General features: G+C 66.8%; 12 protein-coding genes. 8 read left to right on the forward strand and 4 right to left on the reverse strand.

The window, feature by feature from the left end; translation table 11 throughout:
• Positions 1 to 21 precede the first annotated feature (21 nt).
• Together AC5RUM_RS08305 and AC5RUM_RS08310 are read right to left on the reverse strand one after the other, a co-directional pair.
• Complete coding sequence (locus tag AC5RUM_RS08305) at positions 22 to 1,593, reverse strand: DUF349 domain-containing protein (RefSeq protein WP_494034485.1); 1,572 nt, start codon at positions 1,591 to 1,593, stop codon at positions 22 to 24.
• A 71-nt stretch (positions 1,594 to 1,664) separates the two neighbouring features.
• The gene (locus AC5RUM_RS08310; RefSeq protein WP_494034486.1) at positions 1,665 to 2,465 is read right to left on the reverse strand and encodes a peptidylprolyl isomerase; all 801 of its coding nucleotides are present in this window, start codon (positions 2,463 to 2,465) and stop codon (positions 1,665 to 1,667) included.
• Between the two features lie 252 nt (positions 2,466 to 2,717).
• Between AC5RUM_RS08310 and hisS the strand changes: the two genes are divergently transcribed.
• Positions 2,718 to 4,082 carry a histidine--tRNA ligase gene (gene hisS / locus AC5RUM_RS08315; protein ID WP_494034487.1) on the forward strand — a complete coding sequence of 455 codons (1,365 nt, stop codon included), beginning with the start codon at positions 2,718 to 2,720 and terminating at the stop codon, positions 4,080 to 4,082.
• Between the two features lie 52 nt (positions 4,083 to 4,134).
• Here the strand turns inward: hisS and AC5RUM_RS08320 are convergent, their stop codons facing one another.
• The gene (locus tag AC5RUM_RS08320) at positions 4,135 to 5,409 is read right to left on the reverse strand and encodes an APC family permease (RefSeq protein ID WP_494034488.1); all 1,275 of its coding nucleotides are present in this window, start codon (positions 5,407 to 5,409) and stop codon (positions 4,135 to 4,137) included.
• A 94-nt stretch (positions 5,410 to 5,503) separates the two neighbouring features.
• Between AC5RUM_RS08320 and aspS the strand changes: the two genes are divergently transcribed.
• Together aspS and AC5RUM_RS08330 are read left to right on the forward strand one after the other, a co-directional pair.
• Entirely contained in the window at positions 5,504 to 7,291 is a 1,788-nt protein-coding gene (gene aspS / locus AC5RUM_RS08325; protein ID WP_400576078.1) for an aspartate--tRNA ligase, read from the forward strand.
• 108 nt (positions 7,292 to 7,399) lie between these two features.
• Entirely contained in the window at positions 7,400 to 8,203 is an 804-nt protein-coding gene (locus tag AC5RUM_RS08330) for a GNAT family N-acetyltransferase (protein ID WP_494034489.1), read from the forward strand.
• A gap of 125 nt (positions 8,204 to 8,328) precedes the next feature.
• On the opposite strand, the gene AC5RUM_RS08335 is transcribed toward AC5RUM_RS08330, so the two are convergent.
• Complete coding sequence (locus tag AC5RUM_RS08335; RefSeq protein ID WP_494034490.1) at positions 8,329 to 9,003, reverse strand: acVLRF1 family peptidyl-tRNA hydrolase; 675 nt, start codon at positions 9,001 to 9,003, stop codon at positions 8,329 to 8,331.
• A 90-nt stretch (positions 9,004 to 9,093) separates the two neighbouring features.
• Here AC5RUM_RS08335 and AC5RUM_RS08340 point away from each other — a divergent pair, with 90 nt between their 5' ends.
• The 5 genes from AC5RUM_RS08340 to alaS all read left to right on the forward strand — a co-directional run bounded on the left by AC5RUM_RS08340 (position 9,094) and on the right by alaS (position 15,006).
• Positions 9,094 to 10,629 (forward strand): replication-associated recombination protein A, encoded by a 1,536-nt coding sequence (locus AC5RUM_RS08340; RefSeq protein ID WP_494034491.1) that lies wholly within the window; start codon positions 9,094 to 9,096, stop codon positions 10,627 to 10,629.
• A 181-nt stretch (positions 10,630 to 10,810) separates the two neighbouring features.
• Complete coding sequence (gene rpsD / locus AC5RUM_RS08345; protein WP_400576083.1) at positions 10,811 to 11,437, forward strand: 30S ribosomal protein S4; 627 nt, start codon at positions 10,811 to 10,813, stop codon at positions 11,435 to 11,437.
• Between the two features lie 144 nt (positions 11,438 to 11,581).
• Positions 11,582 to 11,956 carry a DUF948 domain-containing protein gene (locus AC5RUM_RS08350; protein ID WP_400576085.1) on the forward strand — a complete coding sequence of 125 codons (375 nt, stop codon included), beginning with the start codon at positions 11,582 to 11,584 and terminating at the stop codon, positions 11,954 to 11,956.
• A 17-nt stretch (positions 11,957 to 11,973) separates the two neighbouring features.
• On the forward strand, positions 11,974 to 12,204 hold the full coding sequence (locus tag AC5RUM_RS08355) for a DUF6167 family protein (RefSeq protein ID WP_494034492.1): 231 nt from the start codon (positions 11,974 to 11,976) through the stop codon (positions 12,202 to 12,204).
• Positions 12,205 to 12,327: 123 nt separating this feature from the next.
• A complete protein-coding gene (gene alaS / locus AC5RUM_RS08360) occupies positions 12,328 to 15,006 on the forward strand; it encodes an alanine--tRNA ligase (RefSeq protein ID WP_494034493.1) in 2,679 nt (892 codons plus the stop codon).
• Positions 15,007 to 15,009: the final 3 nt, after the last annotated feature.

Below are 15,009 nucleotides of genomic sequence, written 5' to 3' on the forward strand. Positions count from 1 at the left end.
GCGGGGCCTGCAAAATTCTGACTAGGAGAGCTCGCTGGCGGATCGCTGGATCTGGTCCAGCCAGGCCTGGCGGGCGTCAAGGGCTTCCCGGGCGGCCTTGATCTTGCGCTGGTCCCCGGCCTTCTCGGCCTTCTCCAGATCGTCCTTGAGCCCGGCGATGGCGGACTCGAGCTGGCTCAGGGCGCTGTTGGTGCGGGCCTTGGTCTCAGGGTTGGAACGCTGCCAGTTTTCCTCCTCGGCCTGCCGGACGGCGTCCTCAATCCTGCGCAGTCCTGCCTCGACCCGTCCCATGTCCGCGCGGGGCACCTTTCCGGCGTCCTCCCAGCGGTCACGGATGGACTGCAGCGCCTTCTTGGCGGCATTGAGGTCCTTGACGGGAAGGATCGTGTTTGCCTCCTCGAGAAGGGCTTCCTTCACTTTGAGGTTGGCGGCGTATTCCTGGTCGATCTCGTCGTTCGCGGCCTGCCGGTTCGTGAAGAAGACGTCCTGGGCGGCACGGAACCGTGCCCACAGCGCGTCGTCGTCCTTGCGGCTGGCGCGCGGGGAGGCCTTCCACTCGTCCATCAGGCGGCGGTATTCGCCTGCAGCGAATCCCCAGTCCGTTGAGGAGGACAGGGCCTCCGCCTCGGCGATCAGCTTTTCTTTGGCGGCCTTGGCTGCCGAGTTGTTGCTGTCCAGCTGGGAGAAGTAGGCGCGGCGGTGGCGGTCAAACACGGTGCGGGCGGCACGGAACCGCTTCCAGAGGGCGTCCTCATTGCTGCGGCCGAGGCGGATACCGCTCTTTTGCGCGGTCTTCCAGCTCTCGAACAGTTCGTTCATCCTGGCGCTGGAGGTCTTCCACTGGATATGGGCCGGATCTGTTCCCGAGATGGCTTCGGCTTCGGCGACGATGGCCTCACGCGCGGCCAGTTCGGCTGCGCGGACGGCGTCGTGCTGTGCCTTCTCTGCCTTTTCGAGCTCGGTGATCTGTGTGGCCAGCGTGTCCAGGCGGCCTTCAGCCGAACGGATGTCGCCCACCATGTTGCGCTCAGCCAGCTGCTCGCGCAGGTGCGTGACAGTCTTCTGCATATCGGTGGTGGGGGCCTTGGACGCAACCCGCTGCTCCAGCAGAAGGATCTGGGCCACGACGTCGTCGTACTTCCGGGCAAAGTAGGCCAGGGCCTCGTCATCGCTGACGTCCGGGTACTGGCCGACCGGGTGTTCCTCGCCGTCGATGGTCAGGAAAACGTGGCCGTCTCCTTCAACACGGCCCCAGCGGGCCGCTTCCGCGAGCGACGTGGCCGAAGGCGCGGTCACCGGCGCGACAGTGGCCGCGGGGCCTGCCTTCGGGCGCGCAGCAAAAGCTGCCGGTGACGGGGCGGGCCGCGGCGACGGGGCCGGGCGGGCGGCGGGCGACTCCGCGGGTGCCTGTTCTGCAGAAACAGCTTCCGCAGGAGCAGCGTCTGCCGGTGCAGCCTCCTCCGGAGCTTCTGCCGGCTGCGATTCGTCTGCCTGGGTACCTTCGGCAGCTGCCGCCTCGGGCCCGGCCGGAGGAGCCGGGGCCTCAATCAGGTCTGCTGCTGCTGTTTCGTCGGATTTCTGACTGTCTGTCACCGCTAAAAGTCTTTCGCTTGGAGGAAAATACTCTCGTAATTCACCTGGGGCCGCTTGGGAACCTGGGCTTATTACTTCAGAGAAAACGAGTCTATCGTGACTGGTTCCACAGGCGTGCCGTCGGTGGCATTTTCACCCTGCTTAAGACCTGCCGCCGCAATCTTTGTGACCACGTCCAGTCCTGAAGTCACTTTGCCTACCACCGTGTAGCCGCCGGCGGCGTCAGACGGAATCACGGTGTCCTTGTACACAATGAAGAACTGTGTCCCGTTGCCATAGGCGTTTCCGCCGGTCCGGGCCACCGCGATGGTGCCGGCCGCATACTTGTTGTCCGCGGGCGTGTTTTCCAGCGGACCCCAGGTGTAATTGGGGTCGCCCTGCCCGTCACCACTTTTGGAGCCGCATTGCAGCACGCCGAAATTCTCGGCGGTGGTGAGCCGGTGGCAACTCACGCCCTTGTAATAGCCCTGGTCGGCGAGGGACTTAAACACAGCTGCGGCCTGCGGCGCTTTGGTGCCATCCAGCTGCACTCCCACGGCCCCGCGATTTAGTTTGAGTTCACCGGTGAAAACCTTGCCCGCTGCTGTTTCCGGCTTGGGAATGTTGGCGGCGTTGGTGGCCGGTGCTGACGGCGACGCGGAAGGGGACTGCAGCCCCGCCTCGGCCGCCGCGAATTCCTCTTCGGTCGGGTTTCCGGAGTAGACCGCGAGCTGAAGCACGACGGCGAGTATCACCGCCGCCGTTCCGGCGCCGCCTGCAATCAGGTTGTCCCGCCTGCGCCGCTTCTCCTGGTCACGGCGAAGCTCGCGCTTGGCTTCCATCTGCTGGATACGCCGCCTGGCTTCACGCATATCGCGTGGAGATGCCGCCACAGGTCCTCCTCGTTGATCGGGCTGCCCCCGGGGTCACCCGCTGAAGGCATCCCCGGCTGCAGCTGCACCGCGGCAGCCTGTTCCGGCGCCTGCATTAGAGATGCAGGCGCCAAAAGCATAAACTGACTGCCGCACATAGTTTATGCATGACAGCCTGGACTCCCGCCCTTGCCCGCCGTTTTTGATCAATGGCGATTTCGGAATGCTGGGCAGCGGACTCCGGCGGTCGGTTACCTGAGGAGAAATTCCACCATGGCACGCACAGCCTCCCTGTCCGGATTCCCCGAGTGGCTTCCCGAGGAGCGGCTGGTGGAGCAGCATGTCCTGGACAGCCTGCGGCGCACCTTTGAACTGCACGGTTTCTCCTCCATCGAGACCCGCGCAGTGGAGACGGTGGGCCAGCTGCTGCGCAAGGGCGAGATCGACAAAGAGGTGTATGGTCTCAGCCGGCTTCAGGACGACGAAGATGAAGCCGCAACTGGTGCAGGCAAAGGGAAGCACGACCCCCACGCGCTTGCCCTCCACTTCGACCTGACGGTTCCGTTCGCCCGTTACGTCGTGGAGAACGCCGGCTACCTCGCGTTCCCGTTCCGCCGTTACCAGATCCAGAAGGTGTGGCGCGGCGAGCGTCCGCAGGAGGGCCGGGCCCGCGAGTTCACCCAGGCTGACATCGACGTGGTGGGGGACGGCGACCTGCCCTTCCGCTACGACGTCGAGATCGCACTGGTCATCGCGGAAGCGCTCAGTGCGCTGCCGATTCCGGATTTCCGTCTCCGCATCAACAACAGGAAGCTGGCCGAGGGCTTCTACCGGGGCATCGGGCTGGACGACACTGCGGGCGTGCTGCGCAGCATCGACAAGCTGGAAAAGATCGGTCCGGCCAAGGTGGCGGAGCTCCTCAAGACCGAGCTCGGTGCCACCGATGACCAGGCGCAGGCGGCCCTCAAGCTGGCCGGCATCCGCACGGAGGACACGTCCTTCGTGGCCCAGGTCCGCTCCCTCGGGGTAAGCAACGAGCTCCTCGAGGAGGGCCTGGACGAGCTCGAGCAGGTCATCGAGGCTGCCGTGAAGCGGGCACCGGGCAAGGTCATTGCCGATTTGAGCATCGCCCGGGGGCTTGACTACTACACGGGAACAGTCGTGGAAACCGTGCTCGTCGGCCACGAGCAGCTCGGATCCATCTGCTCGGGCGGCCGCTACGATGCCCTTGCCAGCAAAGGCAACCGGAAGTTCCCCGGCGTCGGGCTCTCCATCGGCGTGACCCGGCTGGTGTCCCGCATCCTCAGCCAGGACCTGGCAAAGGCGTCCCGCTCCGTCCCCACCGCCGTTCTCGTCGCCCTCAACGCGGACGACACCTGGGGCGAGGCCCAGGACGTCGCCACGCAGCTGCGCAGCCGGGGCATCGCCACCGAAGTCGCCGCGAAGGCAGAGAAGTTCGGAAAGCAGATCAAGTTCGCGGACCGCCGCGGCATTCCGTTCGTCTGGTTTACCGACGACGACGGCAAGCACCAGGTGAAGGACATCCGCTCGGGCGAGCAGGTCGACGCCGATCCGGCGACGTGGACGCCGTCGGACGAAGACCTGTACGTCCGGGTCACGGGTGCCTCCCCGGAGTAGGCCCGTTTCAGCCGGCGGTGCTGCTCAGCTCGTGTAGCTCAGGCGGTAATGCTCAGCTGGTGCTGCGGCGGCCCCGCCGCTGCAGCACCACCGCCCGGCCTGCCACGCCGGCTGCCAGCACCGCCGCCATGGTCAGGACTGATGACGCCGGCAGCGTGAAGGCCAGGACCAAGCAGCCCGCAAGCCCCACTGCGTTGAGCCACCGCGGCGCGTGCCATGGCCGGTCCGTAAGGCTGTATGCCGCAGCGTTTGCCACCGCGTAGTACACGAGGACGCCGAAGCTGGAAAAGCCCACCACGGTCAGTACGTTGCTGGTCAGCAACAGCACAATCACGACGGCGGCAACGGCCAGTTCAGCGACGAACGGCACCGTGTGGCGTCCGCCGACCCGGGCGAGCGGGCCCGGCAGATCCCCTTCCCGCGCCATGGCCATCGCCGTGCGTCCCACTCCCGTGATAAGTGCCAGCAGCGCGCCCAGGGATGCCGCGGCGGCTCCGCCCTGCACGAAGGCCGCGCCGGCAGCCAAATCCGAGTTCGTCACCGCCTCCAGCAGCGGGGCCGACGAGGCGGCGAGCTGGGGCACGGGAAGGTGCCCCAGCAGCAGCAGCGCCAAGGCCAGGTAAATGCCAAACGCTGCCGCGAGGGCGCCCAGGATGGACCGCGGGATAACCCTGGCAGGGTCTTTAACCTCTTCGCCGAGCGTGGCGATGCGCGCATATCCGGCGAACGCGAAGAACATCAGGCCCGCGGCGGGAAGGACACCCCAGGCGCTGCCCGCGCCGTCCGGGACCGCAGTGGAGGGCGACGGGCCGGCATCCGCGGGATGAGGCCCAAGGATGCTGGCTGCAGCCACAAAGACGAGGGTTGCCAGAACGATGCCCAGCAGGATGCGCGTCAGGAACGCCGTCCGGGTGATGCCCAGAAGATTGACCACTGTCAGTACGGCCACGGCCGCGATGGCCACAGGGACGGCAAAATCCGGCGAGACATACTGCCCGAACGTCAGCGCCATTGCTGCGCAGGACGCCGTCTTGCCGGTCACAAACCCCCAGCCGGCGATGAAGCCGGGCCATTCTCCGAGCTGCTTGCGGCCATAGACATACGTGCCGCCGCTTTCCGGGTATTTGGCTGCGAGCTGGGCGGACGCCATGGCGTTGCAGTAGGCCACGGCACCTGCGATGACGATGGAAACGACGAGCAGCGTTCCCGCCAGCCCGGCGGCCGGGGCGAACACCACAAAGACGCCGGCACCCAGCATTGATCCGAGGCCGATCGACGTGGCATCGAACACACCGAGCCTCCGCTGCAGGTGCTGATGCTTGGTCATGGCGGGGCAGGGACCTTTCCAGCGGGTAAACTCGGACGGGATCGTTCCGCAACGATCCTAATAAAACTTCTGTCTTCCTTCTGAAAGGAATGTTGTGCTGCGCACACATGACCTCGGGTCGCTTCGCTCCGAGCATATTGGACAAACCGTTACCCTGGCCGGCTGGGTAGGTCGCCGTCGTGATCACGGTGGTGTCGCATTCGTCGATCTGCGTGACGCTTCGGGAGTCGCCCAGGTCGTGGTCCGTGAGGAAGAGGTGTTCCACGGCCTGCGCAACGAGTACGTGCTGCAGGTGACCGGCACGGTGTCCAAGCGCCCTGAGGGCAACGAGAACCCGGCACTCGCCACCGGCGAGATCGAGGTCATGGCGGACAAGGTGATCATCCTCAACACCGCCGAGCCGCTGCCCTTCCAGATCGACGAGCACGTGGAAGTCGGCGAGGAGGCGCGGCTCAAGCACCGCTACCTGGATCTTCGCCGTCCCGGCCCCAGCCGCAACCTCCGCCTCCGTTCAGAGGCCAACCGCGTCGCACGCGAGCTCCTGCACCGTGAGGGCTACGTGGAAATCGAAACCCCGACGCTGACGCGTTCGACGCCGGAAGGCGCCCGCGACTTTGTGGTCCCCGCACGCCTGGCCCCGGGTTCCTGGTACGCGCTGCCGCAGTCGCCGCAGCTTTTCAAGCAGCTGCTGCAGGTGGGCGGCTTCGAGAAGTATTACCAGATCGCCCGCTGCTACCGCGACGAGGATTTCCGCGCCGACCGTCAGCCGGAGTTCACGCAGCTGGACATCGAAGCCAGCTTCGTGGAGCAGGACGACATCATCTCGCTCGGCGAGAACATCGTGCAGGCACTCTGGAGGCTGATCGACGTCGAGATCCCGACGCCGATCCAGCGCATCACCTATGCGGACGCCATGGCCCGCTACGGTTCCGACAAGCCGGACCTCCGCTTCGGCCAGGAACTGACCGAGCTGACGGAATTCTTCAAGGACACCAACTTCGGCGTCTTTAAGGCACCCTATGTCGGTGCCGTCGTCATGCCCGGCGGCGCCTCGCAGGCACGGCGTGCCCTGGACGCGTGGCAGGAGTGGGCCAAGCAGCGCGGAGCCAAGGGCCTGGCGTACGTGCTGTACAAGGAAGACGGCGAGCTCGCCGGTCCCGTGGCGAAGAACCTCACCGACACCGAACGTGCCGGCCTGGCCGACGCCGTGGGCGCCAAGCCCGGCGACTGCATCTTCTTCGCCGCCGGTGAGAAGACGCCGTCCCGTGCGCTCCTCGGCGCGGCCCGCGTTGAGATCGGACACCGCACAGGCCTGATCAACCCCAACGACTGGGCCTTCTGCTGGGTAGTGGACGCACCGATGTTCGAACCGGCCGCCGCTGCAGTAGCGTCCGGAGATGTCGCCGTCGGCGGCGGCCAGTGGACAGCTGTCCACCACGCCTTCACCTCGCCCAAGCCGGAGTTCCTGGACACCTTCGACAAGGATCCGGAATCGGCGCTGTCCTACGCCTACGACATCGTCTGCAACGGCAACGAAATCGGCGGCGGCTCGATCCGTATCCATGAGCGCGATGTCCAGGAGCGCGTGTTTGAACTCATGGGACTCGACCGGGCGGATGCGCAGACCAAGTTCGGCTTCCTGCTCGAAGGCTTCAAGTACGGCGCCCCGCCGCACGGCGGCATCGCCTTCGGCTGGGACCGCGTTGTCGCCCTGATGGCAGGAGTGGACTCCATCCGCGACGTCATCGCGTTCCCGAAGTCCGGTGGAGGCCACGACCCCCTCACGGACGCTCCGGCGCCCATCACCCCGCAGCAGCGCAAGGAAGCCGGCGTTGACTTCAGGCCCGAGGTCAAGAAGCTTGAGGGGAAGCAGGGAGAGTAGCTTCAACAGGCTCAGTGGCTTCAACAAATGAGCCTCAGGGGGCTCCCCGGAAAACGGGGAGCCCCTTCTTTGGCTAGCGCGCCATGCAGCCGCGGACGGAGGACCTCGATGACGGCCGAATCACTGCCCGGCCTGGAAGTGCTGATGGATGCCGCGTGGCCCGCTCCTGACCGCCTCGACACAGGGGAGTGGGTGCTCCGGGCGGCGGAGGGCGTCACACAGCGGGCGAACTCCGTCTGGCCTCGCATGCCCGCTGCGGATCCGGCGGCCGCCGCACGGGAGGCAGTTGCCTGGTACCGGAAGCGCCGGCTGCCGGTGATCTACCAGGTCTTCGACAGCCCTTCCGCAGCCCAGCTGAATTGCCTGCTCGACCGGCAGGGCTTCACCAAACAGTCCGAAACGCTCGTCATGGCCCTGGGATCGGCGGAGGCGGAGGGCACAGTCGCCGCGGATGCCGCCGTCGAACTCTCCGAGCATCCTTCCGCGGAATGGCTCGAGCTGTGGTGGTCCGTCGATGGCCGCGGGGGTGCCGCGGCGCTCAAGACCGCCCAGGAAATCCTCACCGGATGCCCGTCGGTGTATGCCCTGGTGAGGGACGACGGCGGCAGGCCCGCCGCCGTCGGACGGCTCGCTCTTCCGCCAGGTGGGACAGACAAACCAGGCGGGGCAGGCAAATACGGTGGCTTGTACTGCATGGCCACCCGGCCCGATGCCCGGCGCCGCGGTCACGCGACGCGGATTCTGCAGTCATTGCTGGTGGCCGGAGCGGCACGGAAGCTGGACGGCTACTGGCTCCTGGTCACCGCAGCCAACCTGGCCGCCAGAGAACTCTATGCCCGGTCAGGATTCCGGGAGGCCGGCCGCTACTTCTACCGGCAGGAGCGGCCCAAGCGGCACCTGACCGGCTGCTAGGCGTGGGCGCCGGGCCGCCGTTTCGACGGTTCCCTGCGCACTCGACGCCGCGAAGCATCGGACCGGCAGGGAACCGTCGAAATGGCAACATCGAAATGGCAGGTGGCGGCGGGTTTAGACGCGCGCTAGGCCGGCGGATCGTTCACCGTGACCCGCACTGCGCAGGCGTCCGCCGCTGCCTTCCTCAGCACGGCCGCACGCGGATCGGGGACATCCAGGTAGGCCAGGCGAGACACTGGGGCGTAAGCCTTGAGGGCAGGCTGGCTGAGCACCTGGTCTGCCAGTGAACGGTCGCCGCCGGGCACGAGATATTCAAAGGCCTGTCCGTTAAAAACATGCCTGGCCTGTTCAGCGACGGCCTCCACCATCGCGTCGGCCTGGTTGGAGCGGCGCCGCGCGAACCTTTGCTGGGACTGGCCCCCGGCGGCCGTCCGGGACTGCACGTACTTGGAGCCTGTTTTGGATGCAAGGATGACACCGCCGCTGGCGACGGCCACACCGTATCCGCCGCGGCGCACCAGCAGCAGGCCGATGCTGCGGGGCTGGGAGGACAGCGAGGCCAGCCGCTCCACGAGTCCGGCTCCGCGACCCGGCCGGCCGTCATCCGGCCAGGGCGCCTGCAGCAGCGCGCTGGCGCCATCAGCGGCAAGCAGCCGCACGCCGTCGTCGTGGTCCTCAATCTCAAGCGCGCCGTGGCTGGCGCCGAACCGCTCCACCCAGCCGGCCAGCCGCGGACCTGGCACAAAGGCTGTCCGGGTCGGCGGAGCGGGACGTCCGGCTGGTGCACCGCTGTGTGGCATTGCCGCATCCTCTGCTTTTCGTGCCCGGACTTACGTGACCGGACTCCGTGACCGGATCTTGCCCGCTCAATCTATGAGTAGCCTATCTATGTGGATGATCTCTTCGGCTCCGGGCGGGGCAACGACGACGACGGCGACGACGGCGGCAGTGACGCCGTCAGCGCGGGCAATGTCGCCAGTGCCGGCGGCCGCTTGCCGTCGGGGACACCGGGCGGGTTCCGGACCGCCTCGCCGCGCAGCCCGCTTGCCGTCCGGATGCGGCCGCGCACCATCGACGACGTCGTGGGTCAGCAGCACCTGCTGGGACCGGGTTCACCGCTGCGCCAGCTCGCCGCCGGCGCAGACGCCGGGGGTCCGGCCGGCCCCAGCTCCCTCATTCTCTGGGGGCCGCCGGGCACCGGAAAGACAACCCTTGCGCACGTGATTGCCAGGGGCCCAGGGCGGAAGTTCGTGGAACTCTCGGCCATCACGGCCGGAATCAAGGATGTCCGCAGGGTTATGGATGAGGCGCTGACGGCCCGGGACCTGTACAAGACCACCACCGTGCTGTTCCTGGACGAGATCCACCGGTTCAACAAGGCCCAGCAGGACGCGCTGCTGCCTGGTGTCGAGAACCGCTGGGTGGTGCTAGTGGCGGCTACGACCGAGAATCCGTCCTTCTCCGTGGTCTCGCCCCTGCTCTCCCGCTCCCTGCTTCTCACCCTCAAGCCGCTGACCGACGCCGACATAGAAGGCCTGCTGGTGCGGGCGGTCGAGGATCCAAGGGGGCTGAACGGCAAAGTCCGGCTGACTCCGGAGGCTCTTGACCACCTCGTGCGGCTGTCCGGCGGGGACGCACGGCGGGCCCTGACAGCACTCGAAGCGGCGGCCGGGGTTGCGTACGGCGACGCCGACGACGTCGGCCATACCAAACCCGACGAAGCGGCCGGTGAGGACACAAGCGGTGCGGATGCGGGTGAGGACACGGCCGCTGCGGGTGCCGGCGAGCCGGTGATAGTCGAGCTGCGTCACACCGAACGCGCGCTGGATGCCGCGGCTGTCCGCTACGACCGCGCCGGAGACCAGCACTATGACGTCGCCAGCGCCTTCATCAAATCCATCCGGGGCTCCGACGTGGACGCGTCCCTGCACTACCTCGCCAGGATGCTGGAGGCGGGGGAGGACCCGCGCTTCGTGGCCCGCCGCCTTGTGATCTCCGCAGCCGAGGACGTCGGCATGGCGGACCCCACCGCCCTGCAGACCGCCGTGGCGGCGGCCCAGGCGGTCCAGCTGATCGGCATGCCGGAGGGCCGGATCGTCCTTGCCGAGGCCGTGGTCCACCTGGCTACCGCGCCAAAATCAAACGCCGCGTATATGGGCATCAACAAGGCCATTGCCGATGTACGCGCCGGGCTGGGCGTCGGCATCCCCCCGCATCTGCGCGATGCGCACTACCCCGGTTCCAAGCAGCTGGGCCATGGGGTGGGCTACAAGTACGCCCACGATGCCCCGCACTCCGTGGCCAGCCAGCAGTATCCGCCCGACGACCTCGTGGGCCGTGACTACTACGAGCCCACCGGCAACGGCGCGGAGCGTGACATCGCAGTGCGGCTGGAGCGGCTGAGGAAGATCATCCGGGGCAGGTGAGCCCCGTGGTAGGATGGATGTTTGTCTGGCAAGGCACGGACGCAAAATCCACTGTATTTCAGCATTTCATGCTGTTGGTGAGGTTATGCCTGTGCCCAGTAGCAAAAGGCAGCGGTTGGCCGATGCTCTCCATCGTGGAGGCCAGTAACACTGACACACCGCAGATATTGGAAGGACACAAGTGGCTAACAACACTCGTGCTCGCCGTCAGGCCCGCCTCTCGCGGTCCCTCGGCATCGCTCTGACCCCCAAGGCCGCCAAGTACATGGAGCGCCGCCCGTACGGCCCCGGTGAGCATGGCCGTGCCCGCAAGAAGCAGGACTCCGACTACGCCGTTCGTCTGCGCGAAAAGCAGCGCCTGCGCGCCCAGTACGGCATCCGCGAAGCCCAGATGACCCGTGCCTTCGAAGAAGCACGCCGCACCAAGGGCCTGACCGGTGAAAACCTGATCGAACTGCTCGAAATGCGCCTTGACGCCCTCGTGCTCCGTGCCGGCTTCGCCCGCACGATCGCCCAGGCCCGCCAGCTGGTTGTGCACCGCCACATCCTGGTTGACGGCATCCGCGTTGACCGCCCGTCCTTCCGCGTCGGCGAGGGCCAGCTGGTCCACGTTCACAGCCGCAGCGAAACCATGCCTCCGTTCCAGGTTGCAGCAGCCGGCGCACACCGCGACGTCCTGCCCGCCGTTCCGGCCTACCTGGACGTCAAGCTTGACGCCCTGCAGGCACGCCTGGTTCGCCGCCCGAAGCGCTCCGAGGTCCCCGTGACCTGCGAAGAGCAGCTCGTCGTCGAATTCTACGCACGCTAAATCTTCGGCAGCGTTCCAAAGAAGCCCGTGGCAAGCGCCGCGGGCTTCTTTGTATGTAAGGTACTTGGGGGACATCCGCGGTTGCAGCACGCTGCCGCCGAGCACGATGTTCCGTTCCACGGAGTTTCAAGGAGATGAACGTCTATGTCTGGTGGCGATATTGCCGGCCTGATCGCGGCCGGGGTATTTGCGCTCCTGGTCCTGTTGCTTGCTGTCCCCATCCTCAAGCTGGGGCGGGTCTTCGATGAGGTGCGGACCTCGATCCGTTCCATCAGCGACGGAGCGACGCCCCTCATGGACGAAGTCACGGCGACCGTCTCCACCACGAACCAGCAGCTGAAGAAGGTGGACGGCATCGCGTCCAACGTTTCGGACGCCTCGGCGAACATCTCGGCGCTGTCCTCCCTCGTTGCCGCCACGGTGGGCTCTCCGCTGATCAAGGTGGCCGCCTTCAGCTATGGCGTGCGCTCCGCCCTGGCCGCCCGCAAGAAGCCCGCCACCGGCCGTCGCAGCCGCTAACCATCCGGAGAATTGATATGAAGAGACTTGTCTGGATGGGAATCGGCGTCGCCATCGGTGTCATCGCGTTCCGCAAGGTCACAGAGGCGCAGGCAAACCTGGGGCCGGAAGGCCTGAACCGGGCGGTGGGGCGGCTGGCTGACGGCGTCTACGACTTCGCCGATGCCGTCCGTGCCGGAATGCGGGAGCGGGAAACCGACCTGCGCAGCGCGCTCGGCGTCGAGTCCCAGGACCTTGCCCGCAGCTAGGCACGGCCGCGCGGCGGAAACGCGCGAGAATTAAACCAGCGGGCCGGCTACGCCGGGCCTGCATCTGAAACAAAACTGTCACGCGCCACACCGCGTGAACCACGAAGGGTATGAAATCAGCTCATGAAGTCGCAGGAGATCACAAAGCGCTGGGTGGACTTTTTTGTCAGCAAAGGCCACACCGCGGTTCCCTCCGCGTCGCTGGTCTCCAGCGACCCGTCCCTGCTGTTCACGGTTGCGGGCATGGTCCCGTTCATCCCTTACCTGACCGCCCGTGAGGAAGCCCCCTACTCCCGTGCCACCAGCGTCCAGAAGTGCATCCGCACCGGTGACATCGAAGAAGTGGGCAAGACAGCCCGCCACGGCACGTTCTTCCAGATGTGCGGCAACTTTTCCTTCGGCGACTACTTCAAGGAAGACGCCATCAAGTTCGCTTGGGAACTGCTCACCACGAGCGTGGACGACGGCGGGTATGGACTTCCGCCGGAACTGCTCTGGGTGACCGTCTACGAAGAAGACGACGAAGCCAAGGACCTCTGGCTGAAGAACACCGGCGTCCCGGCCAGCCGGATCCAGCGCATGGGCAAGGCTGACAACTACTGGCACACCGGCCAGCCCGGCCCGGCCGGCCCCTGCTCGGAGATCTACTACGACCGCGGCACCGAATACGGCGTCGAAGGCGGCCCCATCGCCGACGAGAACCGCTACGTCGAAATCTGGAACCTGGTGTTCATGCAGTACCAGATCGACAACGTCCGCTCGAAGGACGATTTCGACATCGTTGGTGAACTGCCCAAGAAGAACATCGACACCGGCCTCGGCATGGAGCGGCTCGCCATGATCCTGCAGGGCGTCGAGAACATGTACGAGACCGACCAGGTCCGGCCCGTGATCGACAAGGCCGCCGAGCTCTCCGGCAAGGAATACACCTCCGCCGAAACCGTGGACGACCCCCACCACACGGACGACGTCCGCATGCGCGTCGTCGGCGACCACATCCGTTCGGCCCTGATGCTCATCGCCGACGGTGTGACGCCCTCCAACGAAGGCCGCGGCTACGTGCTGCGCCGGCTGATCCGCCGTGCCGTGCGTTCGATGCGCCTGCTCGGCGTCGAAAAGGCCTGCCTGCCGGACCTCCTGCCCGCGTCCCGCGACGCCATGAAGGGTGTCTACCCGGTGGTGGAGACGGACTTCGACCGCATCAGCCGCATCGCCTACGCAGAAGAAAAGGCCTTCCTGCGGACCATCGCCTCGGGCACCGCGCGCCTCGAAGACGCCGTCAACGAATCCAAGGCCGCCGGGCGTCCGCTGTCCGGAGCCGACGCCTTCACCCTCCACGACACGTACGGGTTCCCGATCGACCTGACCCTGGAAATGGCCGAGGAAGCCGGCCTGAAGGTGGACGAGCCCGAGTTCCGCAAGCTCATGCTCGAACAGCGCAAGCGCGCCCAGGCGGACGCCAAGGGCAAGAAGGGCGCCCACGCCGACGTCAGCGCCTTCCAGGAACTGCTGTCCGAGGGCGAAACGGTCTTCACGGGTTACACCGAGCTCGAGGGCGAATCCCGGGTCCGCGGAATCCTCAACGCCGGCCGCAAGGTCTCCCAGGCCGCCACCGGCGACGAGATCGAACTGGTCCTCGCCGAAACCCCGTTCTACGCGGAAGCCGGCGGCCAGGCTGCCGACACCGGCCTGATCACGGGCGACGGCTTCGTCGTCGAAGTCCTGGACGTGCAGCGTCCAGTGAGGGGCCTGAGCGTCCACAAGGCCGTGGTCCGCGAAGGTGAAATCGCCGCCGACGCCCTGGTCAGGGCCGCGGTGGACCGCGAACGGCGCCACGCGGCCGAGCAGGCGCACACCGGCACGCACATCGTGCACGCTGCCCTGCACCAGATTCTGGGCCCGCAGGCCACCCAGCGCGGCTCGTACAACAAGGCCGGCTACCTGCGCTTCGACTTCGCCTGGGGCGAGGGCCTCAGCTCCGCCACCCGGTCCGAGATCGAGGAGGTCTCCAACCTCGCCATCCGGAACAACTTCCGCGTGGACACCAAGGTGATGCCCCTCGCCGAGGCCAAGGCCCTCGGCGCCATGGCGCTGTTCGGCGAGAACTACGGCAGCGAAGTGCGCGTCGTGGAGATCGACGGCGCGTGGTCGCGCGAGCTGTGCGGCGGAACGCACGTCTCGAACACGTCACTCATCGGCAGCCTGTCGCTGCTCGGCGAGCAGTCGGTGGGCTCGGGAAACCGCCGTGTGGAGGCCTTCGTGGGCATGGATGCATTCCGGCACCTTGCCGCGGAACGCGCCCTCGTCACGGAGCTGACAGAAATGCTGAAGGTGCCCTCCGGCCAGCTTGCCGACCGCATCGCCACCACGCTGACCAAACTCAAGACGGCGGAAAAGGAGCTCGAGCGTCTCCGCAAGGAACAGCTCGCAGCGGCGGCCGCCCAGCTGGTCGGGACCGCCCAGGACGCTGCCGGCGTCCGTGTCATTGCCCATGATGCAGGGCAGGTCGGCGGAGCCGACGACCTCCGGGGCCTGGCCCTCGACCTGCGGAACCGTCTCGGGTCAGAGGCGTCCACGGTGGCGGTCGCCGGCGTCAGCAACGACCGTCCGGTGATTCTCATCGCCACCAACGAGGCTGCCCGTGCTGCGGGCGTCAAGGCCGGCGCGCTGGTACGGCTCGCGGCCGGCATCCTCGGCGGCGGCGGAGGCGGCAAGGACGACGTCGCCCAGGGCGGCGGCACCGACGCGTCCAAGGTCGGCGCCGCGCTGTCTGCAGTCGTCGACGCCGTCACCCGGCGCTAGCGG

It is taken from the genome of Arthrobacter sp. B2060 (assembly GCF_059090445.1).

Excerpts from the sequence above, each read along its gene's own strand:
- AC5RUM_RS08320 (WP_494034488.1), bottom strand. The coding sequence starts at position 5,409 with ATGACCAAGCATCAGCACCTGCAGCGGAGGCTCGGTGTGTTCGATGCC.
- AC5RUM_RS08335 (WP_494034490.1), bottom strand. The coding sequence starts at position 9,003 with ATGCCACACAGCGGTGCACCAGCCGGACGTCCCGCTCCGCCGACCCGG.
- AC5RUM_RS08350 (WP_400576085.1), top strand. The coding sequence starts at position 11,582 with ATGTCTGGTGGCGATATTGCCGGCCTGATCGCGGCCGGGGTATTTGCG.
- AC5RUM_RS08355 (WP_494034492.1), top strand. The coding sequence starts at position 11,974 with ATGAAGAGACTTGTCTGGATGGGAATCGGCGTCGCCATCGGTGTCATC.
- alaS (WP_494034493.1), top strand. The coding sequence starts at position 12,328 with ATGAAGTCGCAGGAGATCACAAAGCGCTGGGTGGACTTTTTTGTCAGC.
- hisS (WP_494034487.1), top strand. The coding sequence starts at position 2,718 with ATGGCACGCACAGCCTCCCTGTCCGGATTCCCCGAGTGGCTTCCCGAG.
- AC5RUM_RS08330 (WP_494034489.1), top strand. The coding sequence starts at position 7,400 with ATGACGGCCGAATCACTGCCCGGCCTGGAAGTGCTGATGGATGCCGCG.